Here is a 19697-nt window from a genome sequence, read left to right on the forward strand (position 1 = left end):
CCTTTTCATATCAATTTTCTAGATGACAGAATTAAAAATAAAGATAAATTGAATAGGACCACCCATGATTTACTAACAAATGAATCCTAATACCCCAAAACATGGAATAGAATGGCGAATCCAGCCTTCAGTTTTTAGGTATTTTTATTAAAAATCACGGTTTTTTTAAGTCAAAATTTCAATGGTATTTATAGAAATTATCAATCCATAGCTTCACTCCCATTTTCACCTTCAAAAAGTGTTTCCAATTCCACCGCATGGATTTTCTCTACTTCCTCTAAATATTTCCCAAACACCGCTGTACTGCCATGAGTAAGATATACCTTTTCCGCCTCTGTTGCTTTGATGGCACCGATCAATCCTTCCCAATCTGCATGGTCGGACAGGACAAACCCAGCATCAGCTGCACGCCGCCGCCTTGCCCCGCGGATATTCATCCAACCTGAACATATTGCTGTTCTATAAGGGCTAAATCTTTTCATCCAAGGCGTACCCATTGCGGAAGGGGGTGCAATGATCATAGCTCCTTTAAACATCGATTTAGGAATTTCGGCAGTCACCTTAGGAACATCCGGAATTTTCAAGCCATTTTTCAACAAAGCTTGGTTGGTATTCCAAATGGCTCCATGTGTAAAAATCTCACCTATAGAAGCATCTAGGTTATTCAGTATTCTCTGGGCTTTCCCGAGTGAATATCCAAAAATTACTGAGTTCAATCCCTTGGATGCATTTTGCCTCCACCAGGTATTGATAGCCTCAAATATTTTTGATTGAGGTTCCCATTTGTAAATAGGCAACCCAAATGTGCATTCAGAAACAAATTCATGGCACTTGACTGGTTCAAAAGGATCGCAAAGTCCATCATTTTCTGTTTTGTAATCTCCACTTACCACGATCACTTCCCCTTTGTATTCCAACCTGATCATTGAAGAACCCGGTATATGCCCTGCGGGATGAAGGGAAAGTTTTACCCCATTGATATCCAAAGGCTCCTTGTATCCTACTGTCTCCAATGAGATATCTTCCCCTAATCTTAATTTCATGACTTCCTCAGACAAATGATGTGCAAGATAATGCTTCATCCCCCAACGGGAATGATCAGCATGGGCATGTGTAATTACAGCCTTATCTACCGGCTTCCAAGGATCGATGAAAATATCTGCTTGTTTGCAAAATAATCCTGCAGGTGTAAGTTCGAGCAAAGACATTAAATTTCCTTAAGTATTTGCCCAGGCTTGGGATAGCTTAACCTACTTAATTTCTTACCTGTATAGTAGGTATCAAGACCTGAACATGTTAATGTACCCAAAGCCTGCAGGTCCAAAGATCCGTCAGGAAGAAGTCCTTTTTCTGCAACCCAAATATGTTCGATGCTACCAATTACCATTTCGGTACCGTTGACTTGAAGGGTGTTTTTTTCCACAAAACTACAGGCCAGTTTAACAGGACTGAGTTTTACAAAAGGCGCATGAAAGTCTTCTAAATATTCCTCCTCAAGACTAACAGCCTCAAATTCAGATCCTGCATATCTGGCTGCTGTTTGATGAGCAGCCTTATAGAAATCTTCAGTTATATGATTAAGAGTGAAAAAACCTGTTTCCAGAATATTCTCGAGGGTGTGTCTTTCCACCGTATGCGGTCTAAAAAGAATCCCAACCAGAGGCGGAGATGCACCGATATGAAAAACCTGGCTGAATGGAGAAAGATTTGTAAGACCTTTATTGTTTTTAGTTCCGATTAAGTTGAGACTCTTGTATCCTGAAAGGGAATTAACTAGATCTCTTCTAAAAGACGACTCAGCCTCCAAAAGAGAGGCTTTATCAAAGTGCTTCATCATATCACGATGGCTTCTTCTATCGAGTTACAATATTTTATATCGAGTTGATCTATAATATTATCCGGATTATTTTTCATAATCTGCTCTTTGGCTATCATAACCATTTTCTCAAACCATTTTTCTTCTGGCAGAATTTTCCTGTGTTTGGACAAGCCATGTTCCAACATCTTATTTTTCCAGTGTAGAAAATACCATTCCATGCTTGGTTGGTGAAAAGCCCTCAAAGATCTTTTGTCGAAGATGAATTTCTCATATTTACCATTCTCAACAATAGATGTAATTTGATTGAAAGTTTCTTTAAAGTCATCTATAGGAATATAATCAGCCAACAATTCGCAGATGATCGTTCCCTTTTCTTGGTTGGCATATACCTTGGCATACCTTGCCTCGAATAGCATTTCGAAGTTATTTGACTGTATGGTACTCGCAGTGGTATTCATAATACGTATTGATAGATTGATTAATGAAATGAACGGTTTTTTGTAATTTTCCCGTTAGTTACCTCTTCTTTAAAACTACCTAGGTTCTCTTCAAGACGAATTGCATAATCTAAGGTTGTCTTTATCAGCTCTTGCTGTGACTGTATTTGTTCTTTGAGCCTAGACAATTCTCTATTCATATCAGACAATTTGGCCTCATACTCTCTTTTGAGCCTTTCCTTTTCAAGCTTGGCTTTTTCCAGTTCTTCCTTGAAAATCAAAAATGATTCTGGTGGAGTCCTCATATTCTTAATTCTTTAAACTCTTGGGACAATACCCATAATTTTATTACACAAAATCGACTGCAATTGTTTAAAATGTCCATTCCATTTACTTAATAGAAGACATTCCACCATCCAAATGTATGACTTGTCCAGTCATCCAGTTCGATTCTTCATTCAACAAATATAATGCTGCTGTCGCAATATCATCAGGTTGCCCAAACCTTCCTAATGGATGTCTCTTATTTGATGCTTCTTTTTTATCATCGGTACCCAACAACTGTGATGCAAGTGGCGTCTCAGTCAAAGATGGTGCGATGGCATTGACACGTATTCTATTTGGTGCCCATTCTGCTGCCAAAGACCTGGTAAGTCCTTCCACTGCACCCTTTGCACTGGCAATTGAGGCATGGAATCCCAATCCCACTTTGACTGCTACTGTACTGAAAAGCACGACTGAGGCACTATCTGATTTTTTCAATCCTTTCATAGCTGCTTGAAGAACTTTAACAGCTCCCAAAAAATTGACCTCTAAATCATTTTGGAAATCTTCAAGGCTAAATCTATGGAAAGGTTTTAGATTAATAGTGCCAGGACAATACACTAAACCATCAATTTGATCTGGTAATTTATCAGCCAGGTCACTGTCTTTTGTAACATCAAACTTCTGATCTCCTTCTCCGCTTCTGGAGAAAGTGTACAATTTTGCTCCGCTGGATTCAAGTTTTGAAACAATTGATTTTCCAATTCCGGAGTTCCCTCCTATAATTACTATATTTTTATTTTCCATGATTTCTTTTCTTATTAAATTAATTTAAGGACTAATTGTTTATAATAATCCTCACAAAGTCAGTGTACATTGAGCCATTATTACCAAAAAATTAACCACAATAAAAAAAGCCAGGCATATAGCCTAGCTTATTTGTTGGTTTAATTCTCGATTTATATTATAAGCTGATATATTTCATAAATTCAGCTTTGGAGTTTTCATCTGACTCAAACTTTCCACTGTAAAAAGAAGTGACAGTACTACTATTCACATCTTGTATACCTCTACTGGAAACACACATGTGATGTGCATCAATTACTACTGCAACGTCATCAGACCCCAACAGTTCTTTTAGCTCATTTCCAATTTGCATGGTTAACCTTTCCTGTACCTGCGGTCTTTTAGCAAAAAACTGAACAATCCTGTTAATCTTCGATAGACCTATCACATTGCCATTTGATATATAAGCCACATGAGCTTTCCCATAAATAGGGACAAAGTGATGCTCACAATTGGAAAAGAAAGTAATATCCTTCTCAACAAGCATTTCTTTATACTTGTATTTATTTTCAAATAGTTTGACATCAGGCTTATTTTTAGGATTTAATCCGCTAAAAATTTCCTTAATGTACATTTTAGCAACTCTCTTTGGAGTTCCTTTCAAACTGTCGTCTGTAAGGTCAAGTCCAAGGACGTGCATAATTTCTTTAAAATGCTTTTCGATCAACTCCATTTTGAGTTCATCATCCATCTCAAAAGCATCTTCTCTTAAAGGAGTTTCGTGAGAAGTTCCAATATGTTCATCTCCGATTTCGTCTATGTCGTGGGTAAGGTTAATTCCCATCGTATTCAACAAAGTTTCTTTCTGTTTCATATAGTCGTATGATTAGCTCGAATTTATTATCAATTTTTTTTCTTAAAATATTCCAAATAACCACCGCAATGTTCTCTGCAGTAGGATTGAGGTCTTTGAATTCATCAGTATCTAGGTTTAAATTTTTATGATCAAATCTTTCCAATACATTTTCCTTAATAAGATCACTTAAAACTTTCATATCATAAACATATCCAGTTTCCGGATCTACAGGACCAATCAATTTTACAATTAACTCATAGTTATGACCATGAAAATTATAATTGTTGCATTTTCCAAAAATATCCTCATTTTTTTGTTCGGACCAGTTGGGATTATTTAATCTATGTGCGGCATTAAAATGCTCTTTTCTATATACTGCTACTTTCATTATCTAACAAACCGCAAGGGATGATTTTTTGTTTAGTTTTTTTTCAATTTCTTTAAACAAAGTGTTTAATTAATTGAAAATGAAGGCCAAAATTTAAATTTTATTGATTATTCACAGGTACTTAAACATCAAGCAAGTTACAAACAGTTCCACTTTACAAATGAAGTCTTTTCAAACCTGTCAATTACAAATATATCCATTCATAAATCATTGATTTGCAAATTCATACTATTGGAACTTAATTTGACAAATGGAAATTAACTATTAATGCGTATCACCCTAATGATGTTCAGCCTTATCTTAATGGCTGTTCCGCTCGATTCAAATGATTTCTTAGAGATTTCAGCTACTCATGAGCTAAAGGAATTAGTTTTCAACAATAAAGAAAATTCTAATCTATCACTACCAAGTCCGGAGGTATTGTCTTTAGCGATAAAGGGATACACTTGGTTGGAGGCTGAGGGTAAAATCCATCATAAAAAACCCTTGGTGGTACTTGATTTTTCACTACCCTCAACGGAAAAAAGAATTTGGGTAATTGATGTGGAATCTGGGGAAATTTTATTCCATGATTACGTGAGTCATGGCAAAAACTCAGGAGACCTGTATGCAAGGTCCTTTTCGAATTCTAATTCTTCCTATCAGAGTAGTCTGGGGTTCTACTTGACTGCAGAAACGTATAATGGAAAACATGGGTATTCTCTCAGGTTAGATGGTTTGGAAGAAGGAATTAATGATAATGCCAGAAGTAGGGCAATTGTGATACATGGGGCTGAATATGCCAATCCAGATTTTATTGAAAAAACCGGAAGACTGGGAAGAAGTTTGGGTTGCCCCGCCTTACCCCAAGAATCTGCTCAAACACTCATCAACCTGATTAAAGAAAACTCCTGCCTATTTATTTACGGGGATTCACCTGAATACTTTCAAAATTCAACAGTATTAAAGAGCTAATTTCTCCTCTCTTCTATTAGGGCACTGTAGATTTCTGCATCTCTTTGATAAATATCCCTTCTGAAAAAAACATCTCCTTTGGTATTTGCCCAATAGGTGAGGTACAGAACCACAACTGGTATTTTCCTGTCCAATAAAACCGTACGCTCTTTACTCTGTCTCATTGCTGAGCGAATTTGCTCCTCTGTCCATCTTTCGTCAAAAGCCAAAAGAAGTTTGGCTAATTCAAAAGGTTTTTGAATTCGGATGCATCCATGGCTAAGTGCACGATCTTCTCTTCCAAACAAACTTCTGGTTGGCGTATCGTGAATATATACGCTGTATTTGTTTGGAAACATGAATTTAACTAGCCCAAGTGCATTTTGCTCCCCTGGTTCTTGTCTGACTGTGTAAGGAAAAGTTCTCGGGTTTACATTGCTCCAGTCTATAGTAGAAGGGTTTACCTGTTGGCCCGAAGAAGTCAAAAGTTTCATGTTTTTCTTTTGAAAATAATTAGGGTCTTTTTTAGCTGCTGGAATAATTTCAGCTCTTGTAATTGAAACAGGAACTGTCCAAGTTGGGCTAAAAACCAGATAAGACATTTCTGCGCTAAACTGAGGTGTGGAATGGTATGTTCTGCCTACTATCACCTTAGAGCTTAACAAAGTATCTCTACTTTGTATATAATCTAATTGAAAATTGGCTGTATTCACCAGAATCAGCTCCTTTTCCTTAATATCGTCTGGAAGCCACCTAAGCCTTTCCAAGTTGACTGCAGCCTGGGCTATCAATTCCTGAGGTGATTGGTTCAAAGCAAACAAGGTTTCCTGTCCAATCACGCCATCAGGCTCCATTCCATGTCTTTGCTGCAATAGTTTCAGAGCTTCCATGGTCTGTTCATCATAAATTTTATCATTGGAACCTGATTCTTCCAGGTAATTCCAAAAAACAAGCCTATTTCTTATCTCAGGAATAGAAATGTGCTCATCATTTAACTTGAGGGATTTACCAATTTTGATAGATTTCCAACTTTTATTTGAAAATGATTTCATCTTTTCCTCGAAGGCATACATTTCTCTGAGACCATCCCTCATTTTTTTATAAATAGAAAAAGAGGGATAAAAAGACTCCATAGTTTTTCTCAAACTCCCTTCGCTTAGCGCCTCTTGAAGCCTTTTGTCAAACTCTAATTCGGGTAGGTTTCTCTGAATATTCCAAATAGTCTTTAATTGTTCCGGGTCTACTTTACCCATGCTTAGATGTGAGGATAACATCATGAATGCATCTGTTAGGAGTACATCCAAATAAGCCAGACTCAGCTCATCCGGCCCATTCCTTTTCCTTTCATCATCTTCCAACTTCCAGAACAATTCATTGATTACAACCAGGTGATAGTCTTGCGGATTAAGTCCGTCAAACTGAGCTTGATTGATTTCATAGCGCATTTCATAAGCCAACTCCAATAACTTCCCTTCTTTACTCCAAGCAGCATCAAAACCAATCGAACTATAAAACCTATTGATTACAACCGAACTGAATAACTTATGCGTCTTTACCTGCCTGATTTCTTCGGGACTATCTTTTTCAATTATATTCCTGATCAGCGTCGGCAATATTCTTTCCTGATCTACCGATTGTTGGCTTTTGGCAGAGAGGCAAATGGAAAGACCAACTAATACTAAAATAAATTTTTTAACCATAAGGAAAGGACTATTATCCTTTCATATTACAAGGTAAATACTACAATTCAAAGCAACCTAAACATTATTCAAATTGTCAAAAGCCTTTATCAAAGACTAAAAAACTTTCCTTTTATCTAATGGAACCATTGTGGTTCAATCGCTCAGAGCTTGATAGGAAGAAACCCTTCAATTTATTTGTTCGCATATTTTTCAATAACAAAATCGAGAAGGCCTTTGGATTCAAGGATCAGGTCCCCTACTTCCCTGAAGACTCCGTGACCCCCTGCAAAAGATGAAATGAAGTCTACCTCTTTTTTGATATAAGGAAGCGTATCGAATGGACATACAGAAAAGCCTACTTTTTTTAACAACGGTAAGTCAATTAGGTCATCTCCAATGTAGGCCACTTCTTCGTAGGCAATTTCCAAGACTTCTAAGATTTCCCTCAGTTTTTTATCTTTATCCCATATCCCATGGTAATGAAAATCAAATTTCAGTTCCTCAAACCTGTCTTCTACTACCTTGGATTTCCTACCGCTGATAGCACCTACCAAAACGCCATTTTTTTTGAGCGGATGAACGATAAAACCATCCTTGGCATTGAACCGCTTATACTCCATTCCTGAATTGTCATAAATGATGCCGCCATCTGTCAACACTCCATCAACATCCGTAACAAGTAATTTTATTTTGCCAGCTTTTTCTTTAAGTTCAGGGCTCACTTCATTAAAATAACCTTCCATCTTATTTCTTTTTCTTCCATTGGATGGAGTAAAGATCCAATCTTCTTTGCTCCAAATTCCTTACACTACCTGCTTTTCTTTGTTTGGTCAACAGGTCCAAATCAACATCAGCCACGATAGTAGTTTCAGCATTTTCTGCGGCCTGTGCTACTGTAGCATCATGAGGGAATGAAAAATCCGAAGGTGAATAAATAGCTGACTGAGAATACTGAATATCCATATTTTCAACTCGAGGAAGATTCCCCACTGATCCAGTAATTGCCACATAACATTCATTTTCTACAGCACGGGCTTTGGCGCAAGTATTTACCCTTAAGAATGCATTTTTGGTATCTGTCCAAAACGGTACAAAAAGAATATCCATTTCCTGTTCTGCGAGAATTCTTCCCAGTTCAGGAAACTCTACATCATAGCAGATAAGAATTCCTATTTTACCTGCATCTGTATCAAAAACTTTGATTCCATTACCACCTTGTAGACCCCAATAAGCTTGTTCATCAGGCGTGATATGCAATTTGTATTGCTTGTCTGTAGTTCCATCTCTTCTGCACAGATAACTTACGTTCCTTAACTTTTTGCCATCATATTCGGGCATACTCCCCGCTATAATGTTTACATTATAGGAAAGCGCAAGGTCGCTCATCCTGCTCACGATTTCATCGGTGTAGTCTGCAAGATTACGAATGGCTTCGGACGCATCCATATCATTGAACTCTGCCAGCAAAGGCGCATTAAAGAATTCGGGCAATAAACAAAAATCTGATTTGTAACCGGATACGGTATCCACAAAAAACTCCACTTGCTGCATAAGATCATCCACGCTGTTAAAACGCCTCATCTTCCACTGCACAAGCCCAAGTCTAACAATAGACTTTTTATTACCTATAAGTTTTTCGTCTTTTTCATAGTAGATATTGATCCACTCCAAAAGTGTAGCATAAGCTCGTGAATCGGTATCCTCGGGGAGGTATTTTGTGATTACTTTTCTGACGTGAAACTCATTGGCCAACTGAAAGGACAAAACAGGGTCAAATATTTCCTTGCTTTTGACCTGGTCTATATATTTCCGAGGAGTCATTTGATCGAAATATTTAGAATAACCTGGAATCCTTCCACCTGCTATGATTGATCTAAGGTTCAGGTTTTCGCAGAGCTCCTTTCTAGCATCGTATAACCTTCTACCCAAACGCATTCCCCTATATTCCTTATCCACAAATACATCAGTACCATAAAGTGTATCCCCGTCATTATCATGAGTATCAAATTTCCCGAATCCGGTAATCTGATCATAGGTATGGTTATCTCCAAATTTTGAATAATCAACAATGAGACTCAAGGCTGCTGCCACTACTTTACCGTTATCTTCTATACAAATCTGTCCTTCTGGAAACGCCTTAAGCTGGTTTTTTAATTCTTGTTTGGTCCATGCTCCTCCTGGATCCTTGTATATGGATACCATAATTTCTCTGATATCTTCATAATCTGAAAGCTTGATGTTTCTTAATTTTAATCTATGTTCTAATTCTTCTCTTTGCTTACTCATGTCACAAAATTAACCAAAATTCAATCAATAATTTTAAAAGCCATTTTAATTGGCCAATAAACAAAACTATATACCGTCTATTGAACAATTATTTAGCCAAGAGACTTTTTAATCTCAAGAAAGTTTAAATTTATAGATAACATAAATGCTATTAAATCGATGGGTGAAAAAATTTGGGATTTTAAGAAGGGAAAAATAGGTGAGTTTTTCGAGTTTTTTAATGAGGTAATGAACCTCAAGCTTTTTTCTATCGGGGATTCAAGACTTACGCTAGGCTTGCTACTCACGCTTGTCATATCTGTCATCATTCTTTTCATTATATCGGAGTGGACTAGAAGAATCTTGGTCAACAGAGTTCTGAAGCGATATAAAATCGAAAGAGGTACGAGGCAATCTGTAGGAACTATAGTCAAATACATTCTGGTCATTGCAGGTATGTTTTCAATATTGCAAACCAATGGTATTGATTTAAGTGCCTTTGGTATATTGGCAGGAGCACTGGGTGTTGGTATTGGTTTTGGTCTTCAAAACATTACAAACAACTTTATATCAGGACTCATTATACTTTTTGAACAGCCTATAAAAATCGGTGATAGAATTGAAGTCGGAGACATCACAGGTGATGTTATTAAAATATCTGCCCGCTCCACCACGGTAGTGACCAACGATAATATCAGTGTCATCATACCAAACTCACAATTTATAGACAGTCAAGTCATCAATTGGTCTCATAATGATCGAAAAGTAAGGTTTAATTTCATGGTGGGAGTATCCTACAAAGAAAATCCCGATAAAGTAAAAGAGGTATTGCTTGAGATTGCAGACAAAAATGACAATGTCCTCAAAACTCCCGCTCCAGATGTGCTTTTCGATGAATTTGATGACAGTAGCCTTAATTTTATCCTCCGTGTTTGGACAAGTGAATATGTGGCAAAGCCAAGGGTCTTGAAAAGTCAATTGTATTTCGAAATTTTCCGCCGGTTTACTGAAGAAAATATAGAAATCCCATTCCCTCAAAGAGACATACATATCATTAGTAGTCCGGAAAAATTGAATAATTGATCTTTTTTATGGTTATTTATTGCGCATTTGATTCTTGATACTTTGGTATTGGTCATAGCATTAATAAATCAGGGATGAAAAGGGCGTTAATCATATTGACTTTTGTACTGTTGACTCATGTAGCAGCATCCCAAAGTTTTTACCGGTACAGGTTTGAAACACCCTGGTCCGTATCTACTTCTATTGGCCCTACACAATATTTCGGTGAGCTTTACTCTCTCTGGAAATACAGTGAAGGTATTCAGCCGGACTGGAATGCCAATTTTGCAGTGAGACGTGTGTTAGGTACACGGATTAAAGCACGGGTAGAAGGAACTTACTACCAAATATCCGGACAAGACCCACCTGCTGATCCGCGAAGCCTCAGGCAGCCAAGAAACCTTCATTTCAGGGCAAGAAACTGGGAAGCTTCTGCAATTGGAGAAATTTACCTAAAACCAGTTAGGCGATATAATATTACCCGTGACTTCCTCAATTTCTATGCTTTCGCTGGGGTGGGTGTTTCGACAAATGACCCTAAAGCTCAACTGAGAGGGGATTGGGTTCCCCTGCGCCCTTTGCAGATTGAAAACAATCCATACAACAAGTACATTATAGTCTTCCCAACCGGTATAGGCATGAAATACAAAGCCAATGTATGGGCTGACCTTTTTCTTGAAATCAATTATCGCTGGACATTGACAGATTATATGGATGATATCTCTGCTTTCAATGTCAGTGAATTTTATCATGATTTGGTTAGAGATTACGGCACAAATGGAGAAGGTCCAAACCCAGATAGATTGAGGCTCGCCATCCGTAATCCAGACTTCATCCGTGAAAACGGTGAGCCCGATGTGGATAAAATTTTAAGAAACAATGGACGAGTTAGAAGAGGTTCAGGTCTAACTGAGAGATATGACGGCTATTTAGGTATCAATATCGGAGTGGAGCTTTACCTTTCCCAAGATATTTGGGACAACTGGATTTTCAGGAACAGAATCTATGAAAAAAGATTCCGATTCTGGTAATAGAAGACTTGAATTCTTACCGATATATTTGCCGAAAGACCATCAAGGTAATTTTTATGAAAGCGCCCTGATTATTTTTCTATCTTAGGGTTGATAATCAACCCTCTTAACCTATGAATAAATTTACCAAGTACTTCTTTGTATTCTGGTTTTTTGCCTTTCTGCTTTTCGCTTATTGGCAGCTGAATGATCCTGATCCGGAAATTTGGGCCCCAATCTATATTGGCGCAGCATTATTTTGTGCTTTAGCCATCAAGGGCAAGCACCCAATTATCCCTCTTTCCATAGTAATAATCGCGTGTTTAATTGGGGCTGTATATTTTTTCCCTGATTCCGTAAGTGATTGGGTCAGCTATGAATTAGAACAAAAAGACCTTACAATGAAAACCCAAGAATCAGAAGAAGCACGAGAAACATTTGGTCTCTTAATCGTAGCAGCTGTGCTCTCCTATTCAGCCTTTATAGGATGGAAAAAGAAACAAACCTTAAAACCCTGATAATTTATGAAAAAGTATTTACTATTAACGTTGACTATCCTGTGTAGCTTCTTTTGCCAAGCGCAGGATTCTAAATATTTCGAAATGAGACAATATACCTTCCATGAAGGTAAACTACCTGAGTTGATCTCTCGATTTGAAAACCACACTTTGAAGTTATTTGAAAAGCATGGGATAGAAAATATCGCATACCTGCTTCCAGTCGATGAAAAGAACGGTTTTTTAACATTTATTTTAGGGTATCCAGATAAGAATTCAAGAGATAAAAACTGGAATGCCTTTGTCAATGACCCCGAATGGCAAAAAGTATATAAGGAGTCCGAAGCAAATGGCCCTCTTGTGGAGAAAGTAGACCAAACATTTATGTCCATAGCGCCAGAGCTTAGCCCGAACGGTTTTAATATGATCTCTAATGGACAAAGAGTTTTTGAATTGAGAACTTACACAATGTATCCCGGAAGAGTGGAAAATATCAATGCCAGATTCAGGGATCATACAAGAACCCTTTTTGAAAAACATGGAATGACCAATATTGTGTATTGGTATACGGAAGAAAAAGATGGTCAACAGTCCAAGTTGGTATACCTGCTGGCACATCAAAATGAAGCAGCCGGAAAAGCCTCATTTTCAAAATTCGGACAAGATCCTGAATGGATTTCAGTAAGAGATACTTCTGAAAGTGATGGAAAAATAGTAGAAAAGGTCGAGTCAGTGTATTTCAATCCTCTTCCTTTTTCCCCTTTAAAATAGACCTTTTAATATCTTTGGATATCGATATAAACAGAAAATTCAAGTCTCTGTCTGCTTGATTTACTGAAAATGTTCATATGTCAAGAATAAAAAAAGGGAGCTTGGTGACAAGCTCCCTTTTTTTGCCTTCAAGTTTTTTTACTTGGCTTTGAATTCAATAGTAAATAGTGCCAACATTTCATCTTCTCCATCGACTGGCTGACACACCACGTAAAGCTCCTGCGCTTTTGAAGCACCTGCATCTCCAATATTGATGTTAAGCATTCCCATAGGTCTTCCGTCAGGACCAGCATTTGCTACTGATTTAATGACACCTTCTCCGAGCTTTTCACCTGTTGGTGAGCCCAATCTCAATTCTAAACGATAACCGCTTACTGAAGGCTCTTGACCTCCAGCCACCAGCATAATAGAACCAATGTCAGTAAGATCAACTTGACCCAAAGAAAAATGTCCTTCTCCATTTCCTGGAGCGATTAATAATGTTCTTCCACCAAAAGCAATAGTTGAAAAGCCCTCCATGGTTTTGATACTCGTAATATCTACAGCTGGATTCCTAAGCGTCACCGCTGTATTACCTGTAAGTGGCTTGATATTATCTCCTCCCCTATCAGTGAAGCTTGCAGAGAGTACAAATACCCCGTTCTCACTAAGTGTCTTTCCTACCAATGGATCTACACTTCCCGAGGCTGGCAATGATGGTTTTTCTTCTGCCCCTCTTCTGCCCAAGCTTGTGATATAGGCAACAATTTTACTTGCATCTGAATAAGAAAGGTCCGGATTGGCAGGCATGACCGTTTCTCCCCATACTCCACCTCCACCATTTTGGATCTTGTTCACCAGGTAGTCTGTCATATTTGAGTTTCTCCTGTATTTTCTTGCAACTTCCGTATAAGATGGCCCAATAGACGCCTCGTTCTCTTTATGACAAGTTTTGCATGTCAGTGAACTGATAAGACCTTTTCCAGTCATTGCATCTGTCATGATCAAATGTCCCTTGGACGCCTCGGCCTGATCCAGTCCTGAAACATAGTCTGCAGATACATAAAGTGATGAAAGGTCTTTCCCTGCCTCAGCATCATCAGGATCATTCACAGCTATAGAATATTTCACAGGCTTACCTGGAAAATAGAAAGTCTGGTTTCCAAGAATCTGTATGTCTACCTCAGGGGCAATATTACCCGCATACACCGAAACAACCGTACTTTTAGCGGAGAGGTTGTCCGGGTCTCTCACCTCTACCTTGACATCATAATCTCCAATTTTCTCGAAAGTGTGCTGCAGTGTTGGCTCTTGTGTTGTTTGGGTGATACCATTTCCAAGATCCCAAATATAGGTCAAGGGATCATTTTCCGGGTCAGTAGCATCAACTGTAAAAGTTGCTGTAAATGGCAAGGCTCCAGAAGTCTTATCCACCGAAATACCATTTACCACAGGTGTTCTATTCCCATCGTTGAAATCTATCCTGAATAAGCCTGAGTCAGCATTTTTGGTAAACCATCCATTCCCATATTCCAGACCATAAAGCTTACCATCTGGTCCAACCTCCATATCAATCAAAGCATTAAATTTAGTGCTTGACATAAAAGGCTCCATTTTATCAAAATCGCCGTTTGGCTGCATGGTCACTGCTTTGATCCAACCTCTCACCCAATCATAAATGAAAAGCTTTCCATCATAATGTGACGGGTATCGGGTTTCACTGGGAAACATGTCAGTATAATAGACCGGTCCAGCCATGGCGTTTCTACCTCCTGAAGCCAACTGCGGAAAATCCTCTGTAACACCATAATGATACCAGACAAATGCCGGTTCAGCTGGAGGCAATTCTTTTAATCCGGTATTGTTTCTGGAATTATTTATCGGTTTGTCAACTGTATACGTAATACCAGAGGTGCCATTTGCATAATCATATTCCACATATGCGAAATTATTACCTACAAAATATGGCCAACCAAAATTACCGGCTTTTCTTGCCTGGTTAACTTCGTCATAGCCTCTTGGACCTCGGGTGTCCAAGCTATCGGCATTGGCATCAGGCCCAACATCTCCCCAGTAGAGGAAGCCTGTCTTTTGATCAACAGAAATTCTATATGGGTTTCTGGTTCCTTGGACAAAAATCTCCGGTCTTGTCTTATCAGTACCTTTTGGATAAAGATTTCCTTCTGGAATATCGTAAGAGCCATCTTCATTGACTTTTATCCTTAGGACTTTTCCTCTGAGGTCATTCGAGTTTCCTGAGCTTCTTCTCGCATCAAATTGCTCAAAACCAGGCCTATCATCTATTGGTGCAAAGCCCCTATTGACATATTTGCTGTTGGACTGATCAAATGGGGTACTGTTATCACCTGTTGACAAGTAGAGTAAGCCATCCTTATCAAACGCTATAGAACCTCCGGTATGGCAACAAATATTTCTCTGGGAATAAAATTCTAAAATCACTTTTTCAGAACCCATGTCCCAGGTATCATTTTTGAAAGTAAACCTGGATAGTCTGTTAATTTCCTTTTCTCCAGAAGGAGCGTAAAAGGCAAAGACATGCCCATTATTCTTGAAGTTTGGATCTTTTTGTAATCCCATCAATCCCTCTTCAGCATTGACTCCCTGCACATCAGTTTTCCAATACACGTCAAGTTTGGCTATTTCCCTTGCGGTACTGTCTCCATTTTTGAAATGTAGGATTTCACCCCTTCTTTGGGCAATGAGAATGTCAAGGTTAGGCAAAATAGTCATCTCTGTAGGCTCAGTAAACTCACCCACAACCAAATTTATTTTCTCAAATCTATTCTCTTCGGGTACTCTTTGGGATTTGGCTTTACTGTAATCGAGCTTTTTATTATCACCCATAGCATATTTAATCCCCTCCAAAAGGTGTTGGAGAAAAAGTTCTTCCTCAAATGATTCTTTGGTGTGTCCACCGGCTGTGTAGAATGCCCTACCACCATCAAAATCATGATACCAAGCTACTGGATGGTGCCCCATGGCATATCCACCCTGATAACTGTCTTCATCAATATCCATAAGAATATTCACGTCAGGATTCATCTGTTTAAAACTATACCATTCATCTCTCCTGTTCCATATTTCCGGAAGAAACCTGGTAGTTGGATGTGTTCTATCAGTTACATTGATGGAACCGTCTTGGACATTAGGATGAGGATCACCCATTCCTGGGTGATTCCAGAAATACGCACCAGCAAGACGGTTGTACCAACCCCAGTGATATTCTGTATCTGTAGCAGCATGAATACCTACATAACCTCCACCTGCTTGAATATATCTCTCAAAATCAGCTTCTTGATAATGGTTCAACACATCTCCAGTGGTGCTCAACCAAATAACAGCGGCATACTGCTCTAGGTTTTCTTCATTAATCAGTGACGAATTGGTAGTGGTATCCACCTGAAAACCATTTTCGGCTCCAAGCTTCATGATGGCAGCTATCCCGTCCGGGATGGACTCATGGTAAAATCCTGCAGTTTTACTAAAAATAAGAACTTTGGGATCTCCACTTCTTTTTTTATCGCTACAAGAAGACAGCAAAAACGTGAATACAATCAGGGCTAAAATTGCCTTTATAAAGGACTTAGAGGTTATCATAGGTTTTTGATTTTCAGGAAATATAATTCAAATTCATTCTTTTGGAACTACACTATAGTATCAATGGGATATACAGGGTAGGATTGGTTACTCTCAACTAAAATTAACCCCCAAATAAAACCGTATTCAAGCACTAAAGCAAATTTCATTATGTATTAATTACATTTTGAAATATATTTGGTACAAATAACCACGAACACTATGAAAATGAACAAGTTTGCATTTCCTGCGCTCATTGGGATGCTTTTCTTTTCTTGCGAGAAAAATGAACTGAATCAGGAAGCGCTAGATGGTGGCATTACCATAATTACGCAAAGCAGAGGAGCAACACTGGGATATTCAAAAAACTCAGGTGTAAAAATTCTGGATATAAATGGACTACAATTCAAGGACCTCAATCAGAATAACCAATTGGATGACTATGAAGACTGGAGGCTTTCCTTTGATGAAAGGGCAAAAGACCTTGCCTCAAAATTATCAGTTGAACAGATTGCGGGCCTGATGCTGTACAGTTCCCACCAGTCTATCCCTGCTGCTCCCGGTGGGTTTGGTGCAGGCACCTATGGAGGAAAGCCATTACCTGAAAGTGGCATGTCCTCTTTTTCCTTGAGCGACCAACAGAAAAAATTCTTAAAAGAAGATAACCTTCGCCATGTTCTGATTACCAGGGTAGAAAGTCCAGAGACAGCTGCCCGTTGGAATAATGAAGCACAGGCCTTTGTAGAGGGATTAGGAATGGGGATTCCTGCTAACAATAGTTCTGATCCAAGGCATGGCCCTGTAGCCAGAACGGAGTATAATGCGGGTGCCGGGGGGACTATTTCTATGTGGCCAGAATCCTTAGGCCTTGCATCTACCTTTGACCCAGAACTGGTTGAGCGCTTTGGTGAGGTTGCCGCTATTGAATACCGAGCACTAGGATTGACAACCGCGCTTTCACCGCAGATAGATTTGGGAACAGAACCCAGGTGGAACAGGCTCAAAGGAACATTTGGAGAAGATCCTACCCTTTCTGCTGATATGGCAAGGGCTTATGTTGATGGTTTTCAAACTTCTAAAAACAACTATGAAACTTCTAATGGATGGGGTTATCATAGTGTCAATGCAATGGTAAAGCATTGGCCTGGAGGAGGTCCAGAAGAAGGTGGCAGAGACGGTCATTTCGCATATGGTAAATTTGCTGTATATCCTGGCAATAATTTCAAAGACCATTTACTCCCTTTTACTCAAGGTGCCTTCAAACTGAGTGGTAAGACCAAATCAGCAACCGCAGTGATGCCTTATTATACCATTTCCTATGGACAAGACAGGAAAAATCAGCTCAATACAGCAAATGCTTTCAATGAGTACCTCATCACAGATTTATTGAGGGGTGAATACGGGTTTGATGGAGTGGTGTGTACAGATTGGGGAGTCACTGGAAATGAAGGCCCTCAGCCGGAAGTCTTCATGGGTAAACCATGGGGAATGGAGGAAAAAACCATTGAGGAAAGACACTATCAAGTACTCATGGCAGGTGCTGACCAGTTTGGGGGAAATAATGACATCAAGCCAGTATTGGCGGCGTACCAAATGGGAGTAAATGAACATGGTGAAGATTGGATGCGCGAAAGGTTTGAAAAATCTGCAGTTAGACTACTTAGGAATATTTTTCAGGCAGGATTATTTGAAAACCCATACCTAAACCCCGAAGAAACCAAATCAATAGTGGGCAAGCCTGAATTTATGGATGAAGGTTATGAAGCTCAGCTGAAATCTATCGTCTTACTCAAAAACAAAAATTCAATATTGCCTTTAAAGGAAAAAACCAAAGTTTTTATTCCTGAAAAATATATCCCCTCCACCACCAATTGGTGGGGCATTAAATCGGAAGAAAAATGGGTTGATGCAATCAACCTAGCAATTGCCTCAAAATACTTTGAATTGGTTGATAATGCTGATGAGGCTGAAGTGGCTTTGGTTTTTATCAGCAACCCAGAGTCAGGTACAGGTTATGACCCAGAGGATAGAGAAAAAGGCGGAACAGGATATGTCCCCATAAGCTTACAATATGGGCCATATAAGGCTGAGTATGCCCGGTCTGAAAGCTTGGCTGCAGGTGACCCGGTAATTGCACCAGATATTAACAACAGGACTTACAAGGACAAAAGCATCACTGCTTCCAATTATAAAGAGTTGCAGACACTTTTGGATACTAAAAAGAAAATGGGAAATAAGCCTGTTATAACCATCATTGAAACAGGGAACCCTATGATTTTTGGGGAATTTGAAAAAGAGACTCATGGCATCTTATTACATTTTGGAGTTCAAGATCAGGCTATTTTGGATATTCTGAGTGGGAAAAAAGAGCCGTCTGCCCTATTGCCTGTACAAATGCCAGCAGATATGAAAACAGTGGAACTTCAAAAGGAAGACGTTCCTCATGATATGGATGTCCATATAGATGAATCAGGAAATTCTTATGATTTTGCTTTTGGACTGAATTGGTCCGGTACAATTGAAGATGAAAGGGTGAGGAAATATAGAAAAATGTAATAACTCTAAAATAGAACCAGTTTTTATATTGGCCTTTTATTTCGGGTATGGATTGATAATAATAAAAATATGAGGTGTATTGAAAGAAGCCGGGTTTAATTATCCGCCTTCTTCCTCACCTGTTTCAGGTTCCTGCTCTAGATAAACCCTATTACCACAAACTATCCTATCCACCCGAATAGGATTTTGACCGGTACTTTTGGACCAATAATTCCCGTCAGCATCTTCTGATATTGACCATAACAAACCATCTTCATCCCGATAGGTAAAGACTCCGGTTTTCTTATTTCTTCTGATATCCTCATTGATTTCGTAAAACCATTCTGATCCATCTTCGGTCATCAAATAAACTTCACAGGCTGTATTGATTTTTTCATACTCCATACAGCTTGACAAACATGCCAAACCAGCGACCAAGAAAGCTTTAAACCCTTTCAAATATTTCATTTACACTAGACCTAACGGGTGATCAATATTAACAGCTAATTTAGACAATACTATGAAAGTAATAGCCTTAGCAGCAAATTTTTCAAGTCTTTCAATTTATCAACCCTATGATTAAAATTAAAAAAACCCGGAAGGATTGGTTCCAACCGGGCTTTCAATTAAAACTTTTGATTATTGATTTATGGCATCAATGCTGCAACACCAGGAAGCATTTTACCTTCCATATGTTCCAACAATGCTCCTCCACCAGTAGACACATAAGAGACTTTATCGGTGAAGCCAAATTTATTAACCGCTGCTGCAGAATCACCTCCACCAATAAGAGAGAAAGCACCATTTTCGGTTGCT

The 19697-nt window shown here is 38.7% G+C and carries 19 protein-coding genes; 6 read left to right on the forward strand and 13 right to left on the reverse strand.

The genetic code is table 11. The features are described 5' to 3' along the window. Positions 1 to 200: 200 nt before the first annotated feature. From EA341_RS02610 to EA341_RS02640, 7 genes are all read right to left on the reverse strand, one after another. Positions 201 to 1208 (reverse strand): ligase-associated DNA damage response exonuclease, encoded by a 1008-nt coding sequence (locus tag EA341_RS02610; RefSeq protein ID WP_293011128.1) that lies wholly within the window; start codon positions 1206 to 1208, stop codon positions 201 to 203. Beyond that, positions 1208 to 1837, reverse strand: coding sequence for a flavin reductase (locus EA341_RS02615; RefSeq protein WP_293011129.1), 630 nt, complete (start codon positions 1835 to 1837; stop codon positions 1208 to 1210). The genes EA341_RS02610 and EA341_RS02615 overlap by 1 nt, the downstream gene beginning before the upstream one ends. Next, positions 1834 to 2277: a hypothetical protein gene (locus EA341_RS02620; RefSeq protein ID WP_293011130.1), complete on the reverse strand. Its 444-nt coding sequence runs from the start codon at positions 2275 to 2277 to the stop codon at positions 1834 to 1836. The genes EA341_RS02615 and EA341_RS02620 overlap by 4 nt, the downstream gene beginning before the upstream one ends. A 20-nt stretch (positions 2278 to 2297) precedes the next feature. Continuing rightward, on the reverse strand, positions 2298 to 2561 hold the full coding sequence (locus EA341_RS02625; protein ID WP_293011131.1) for a hypothetical protein: 264 nt from the start codon (positions 2559 to 2561) through the stop codon (positions 2298 to 2300). Positions 2562 to 2646: 85 nt separating this feature from the next. Further along, positions 2647 to 3327 carry an SDR family NAD(P)-dependent oxidoreductase gene (locus EA341_RS02630; RefSeq protein ID WP_293011132.1) on the reverse strand — a complete coding sequence of 227 codons (681 nt, stop codon included), beginning with the start codon at positions 3325 to 3327 and terminating at the stop codon, positions 2647 to 2649. Between the two features lie 157 nt (positions 3328 to 3484). Beyond that, the gene (gene folE / locus EA341_RS02635; RefSeq protein ID WP_293011133.1) at positions 3485 to 4180 is read right to left on the reverse strand and encodes a GTP cyclohydrolase I FolE; all 696 of its coding nucleotides are present in this window, start codon (positions 4178 to 4180) and stop codon (positions 3485 to 3487) included. After that, the gene (locus EA341_RS02640) at positions 4140 to 4550 is read right to left on the reverse strand and encodes a 6-carboxytetrahydropterin synthase (RefSeq protein WP_293011134.1); all 411 of its coding nucleotides are present in this window, start codon (positions 4548 to 4550) and stop codon (positions 4140 to 4142) included. Before EA341_RS02640 ends, folE begins: the two co-directional genes overlap by 41 nt. A gap of 267 nt (positions 4551 to 4817) precedes the next feature. Here EA341_RS02640 and EA341_RS02645 point away from each other — a divergent pair, with 267 nt between their 5' ends. Beyond that, on the forward strand, positions 4818 to 5504 hold the full coding sequence (locus tag EA341_RS02645) for a murein L,D-transpeptidase catalytic domain family protein (protein ID WP_293011135.1): 687 nt from the start codon (positions 4818 to 4820) through the stop codon (positions 5502 to 5504). On the opposite strand, the gene EA341_RS02650 is transcribed toward EA341_RS02645, so the two are convergent. From EA341_RS02650 to EA341_RS02660, 3 genes are all read right to left on the reverse strand, one after another. Then, entirely contained in the window at positions 5501 to 7183 is a 1683-nt protein-coding gene (locus EA341_RS02650; RefSeq protein ID WP_293011136.1) for a L,D-transpeptidase family protein, read from the reverse strand. The two genes, EA341_RS02645 and EA341_RS02650, sit on opposite strands and share 4 nt — an antisense overlap. Before the next feature lie 173 nt (positions 7184 to 7356). Further along, positions 7357 to 7908 carry an HAD family hydrolase gene (locus EA341_RS02655; protein WP_293011137.1) on the reverse strand — a complete coding sequence of 184 codons (552 nt, stop codon included), beginning with the start codon at positions 7906 to 7908 and terminating at the stop codon, positions 7357 to 7359. A gap of 1 nt (position 7909) precedes the next feature. After that, positions 7910 to 9451, reverse strand: a complete 1542-nt coding sequence (locus EA341_RS02660) for a bifunctional GNAT family N-acetyltransferase/carbon-nitrogen hydrolase family protein (RefSeq protein ID WP_293011138.1) — start codon at positions 9449 to 9451, stop codon at positions 7910 to 7912. A gap of 159 nt (positions 9452 to 9610) precedes the next feature. Between EA341_RS02660 and EA341_RS02665 the strand changes: the two genes are divergently transcribed. The 4 genes from EA341_RS02665 (at position 9611) to EA341_RS02680 (ending at position 12770) form a co-directional block, all read left to right on the forward strand. Continuing rightward, a complete protein-coding gene (locus EA341_RS02665) occupies positions 9611 to 10513 on the forward strand; it encodes a mechanosensitive ion channel domain-containing protein (RefSeq protein WP_293011139.1) in 903 nt (300 codons plus the stop codon). Positions 10514 to 10587: 74 nt separating this feature from the next. Continuing rightward, positions 10588 to 11523 carry a hypothetical protein gene (locus EA341_RS02670; protein ID WP_293011140.1) on the forward strand — a complete coding sequence of 312 codons (936 nt, stop codon included), beginning with the start codon at positions 10588 to 10590 and terminating at the stop codon, positions 11521 to 11523. A gap of 113 nt (positions 11524 to 11636) precedes the next feature. After that, positions 11637 to 12020, forward strand: coding sequence for a transmembrane 220 family protein (locus tag EA341_RS02675; protein WP_293011141.1), 384 nt, complete (start codon positions 11637 to 11639; stop codon positions 12018 to 12020). Positions 12021 to 12026: 6 nt separating this feature from the next. Further along, entirely contained in the window at positions 12027 to 12770 is a 744-nt protein-coding gene (locus EA341_RS02680) for an NIPSNAP family protein (protein ID WP_293011142.1), read from the forward strand. Between the two features lie 138 nt (positions 12771 to 12908). Here the strand turns inward: EA341_RS02680 and EA341_RS02685 are convergent, their stop codons facing one another. Then, a complete protein-coding gene (locus EA341_RS02685) occupies positions 12909 to 16367 on the reverse strand; it encodes a ThuA domain-containing protein (protein WP_293011143.1) in 3459 nt (1152 codons plus the stop codon). Positions 16368 to 16568: 201 nt separating this feature from the next. Here EA341_RS02685 and EA341_RS02690 point away from each other — a divergent pair, with 201 nt between their 5' ends. Beyond that, a complete protein-coding gene (locus EA341_RS02690) occupies positions 16569 to 18902 on the forward strand; it encodes a glycoside hydrolase family 3 N-terminal domain-containing protein (RefSeq protein WP_293011144.1) in 2334 nt (777 codons plus the stop codon). 99 nt (positions 18903 to 19001) lie between these two features. On the opposite strand, the gene EA341_RS02695 is transcribed toward EA341_RS02690, so the two are convergent. Together EA341_RS02695 and pgk are read right to left on the reverse strand one after the other, a co-directional pair. Continuing rightward, positions 19002 to 19349, reverse strand: a complete 348-nt coding sequence (locus EA341_RS02695) for a hypothetical protein (RefSeq protein ID WP_293011145.1) — start codon at positions 19347 to 19349, stop codon at positions 19002 to 19004. A 179-nt stretch (positions 19350 to 19528) separates the two neighbouring features. Then, on the reverse strand, positions 19529 to 19697 hold a 169-nt coding region (gene pgk / locus EA341_RS02700; RefSeq protein ID WP_293011146.1), incomplete at its 5' end, for a phosphoglycerate kinase.

The organism is Mongoliibacter sp. (assembly GCF_007692705.1).
Classification (GTDB): Bacteria; Bacteroidota; Bacteroidia; order Cytophagales; family Cyclobacteriaceae; genus Mongoliibacter.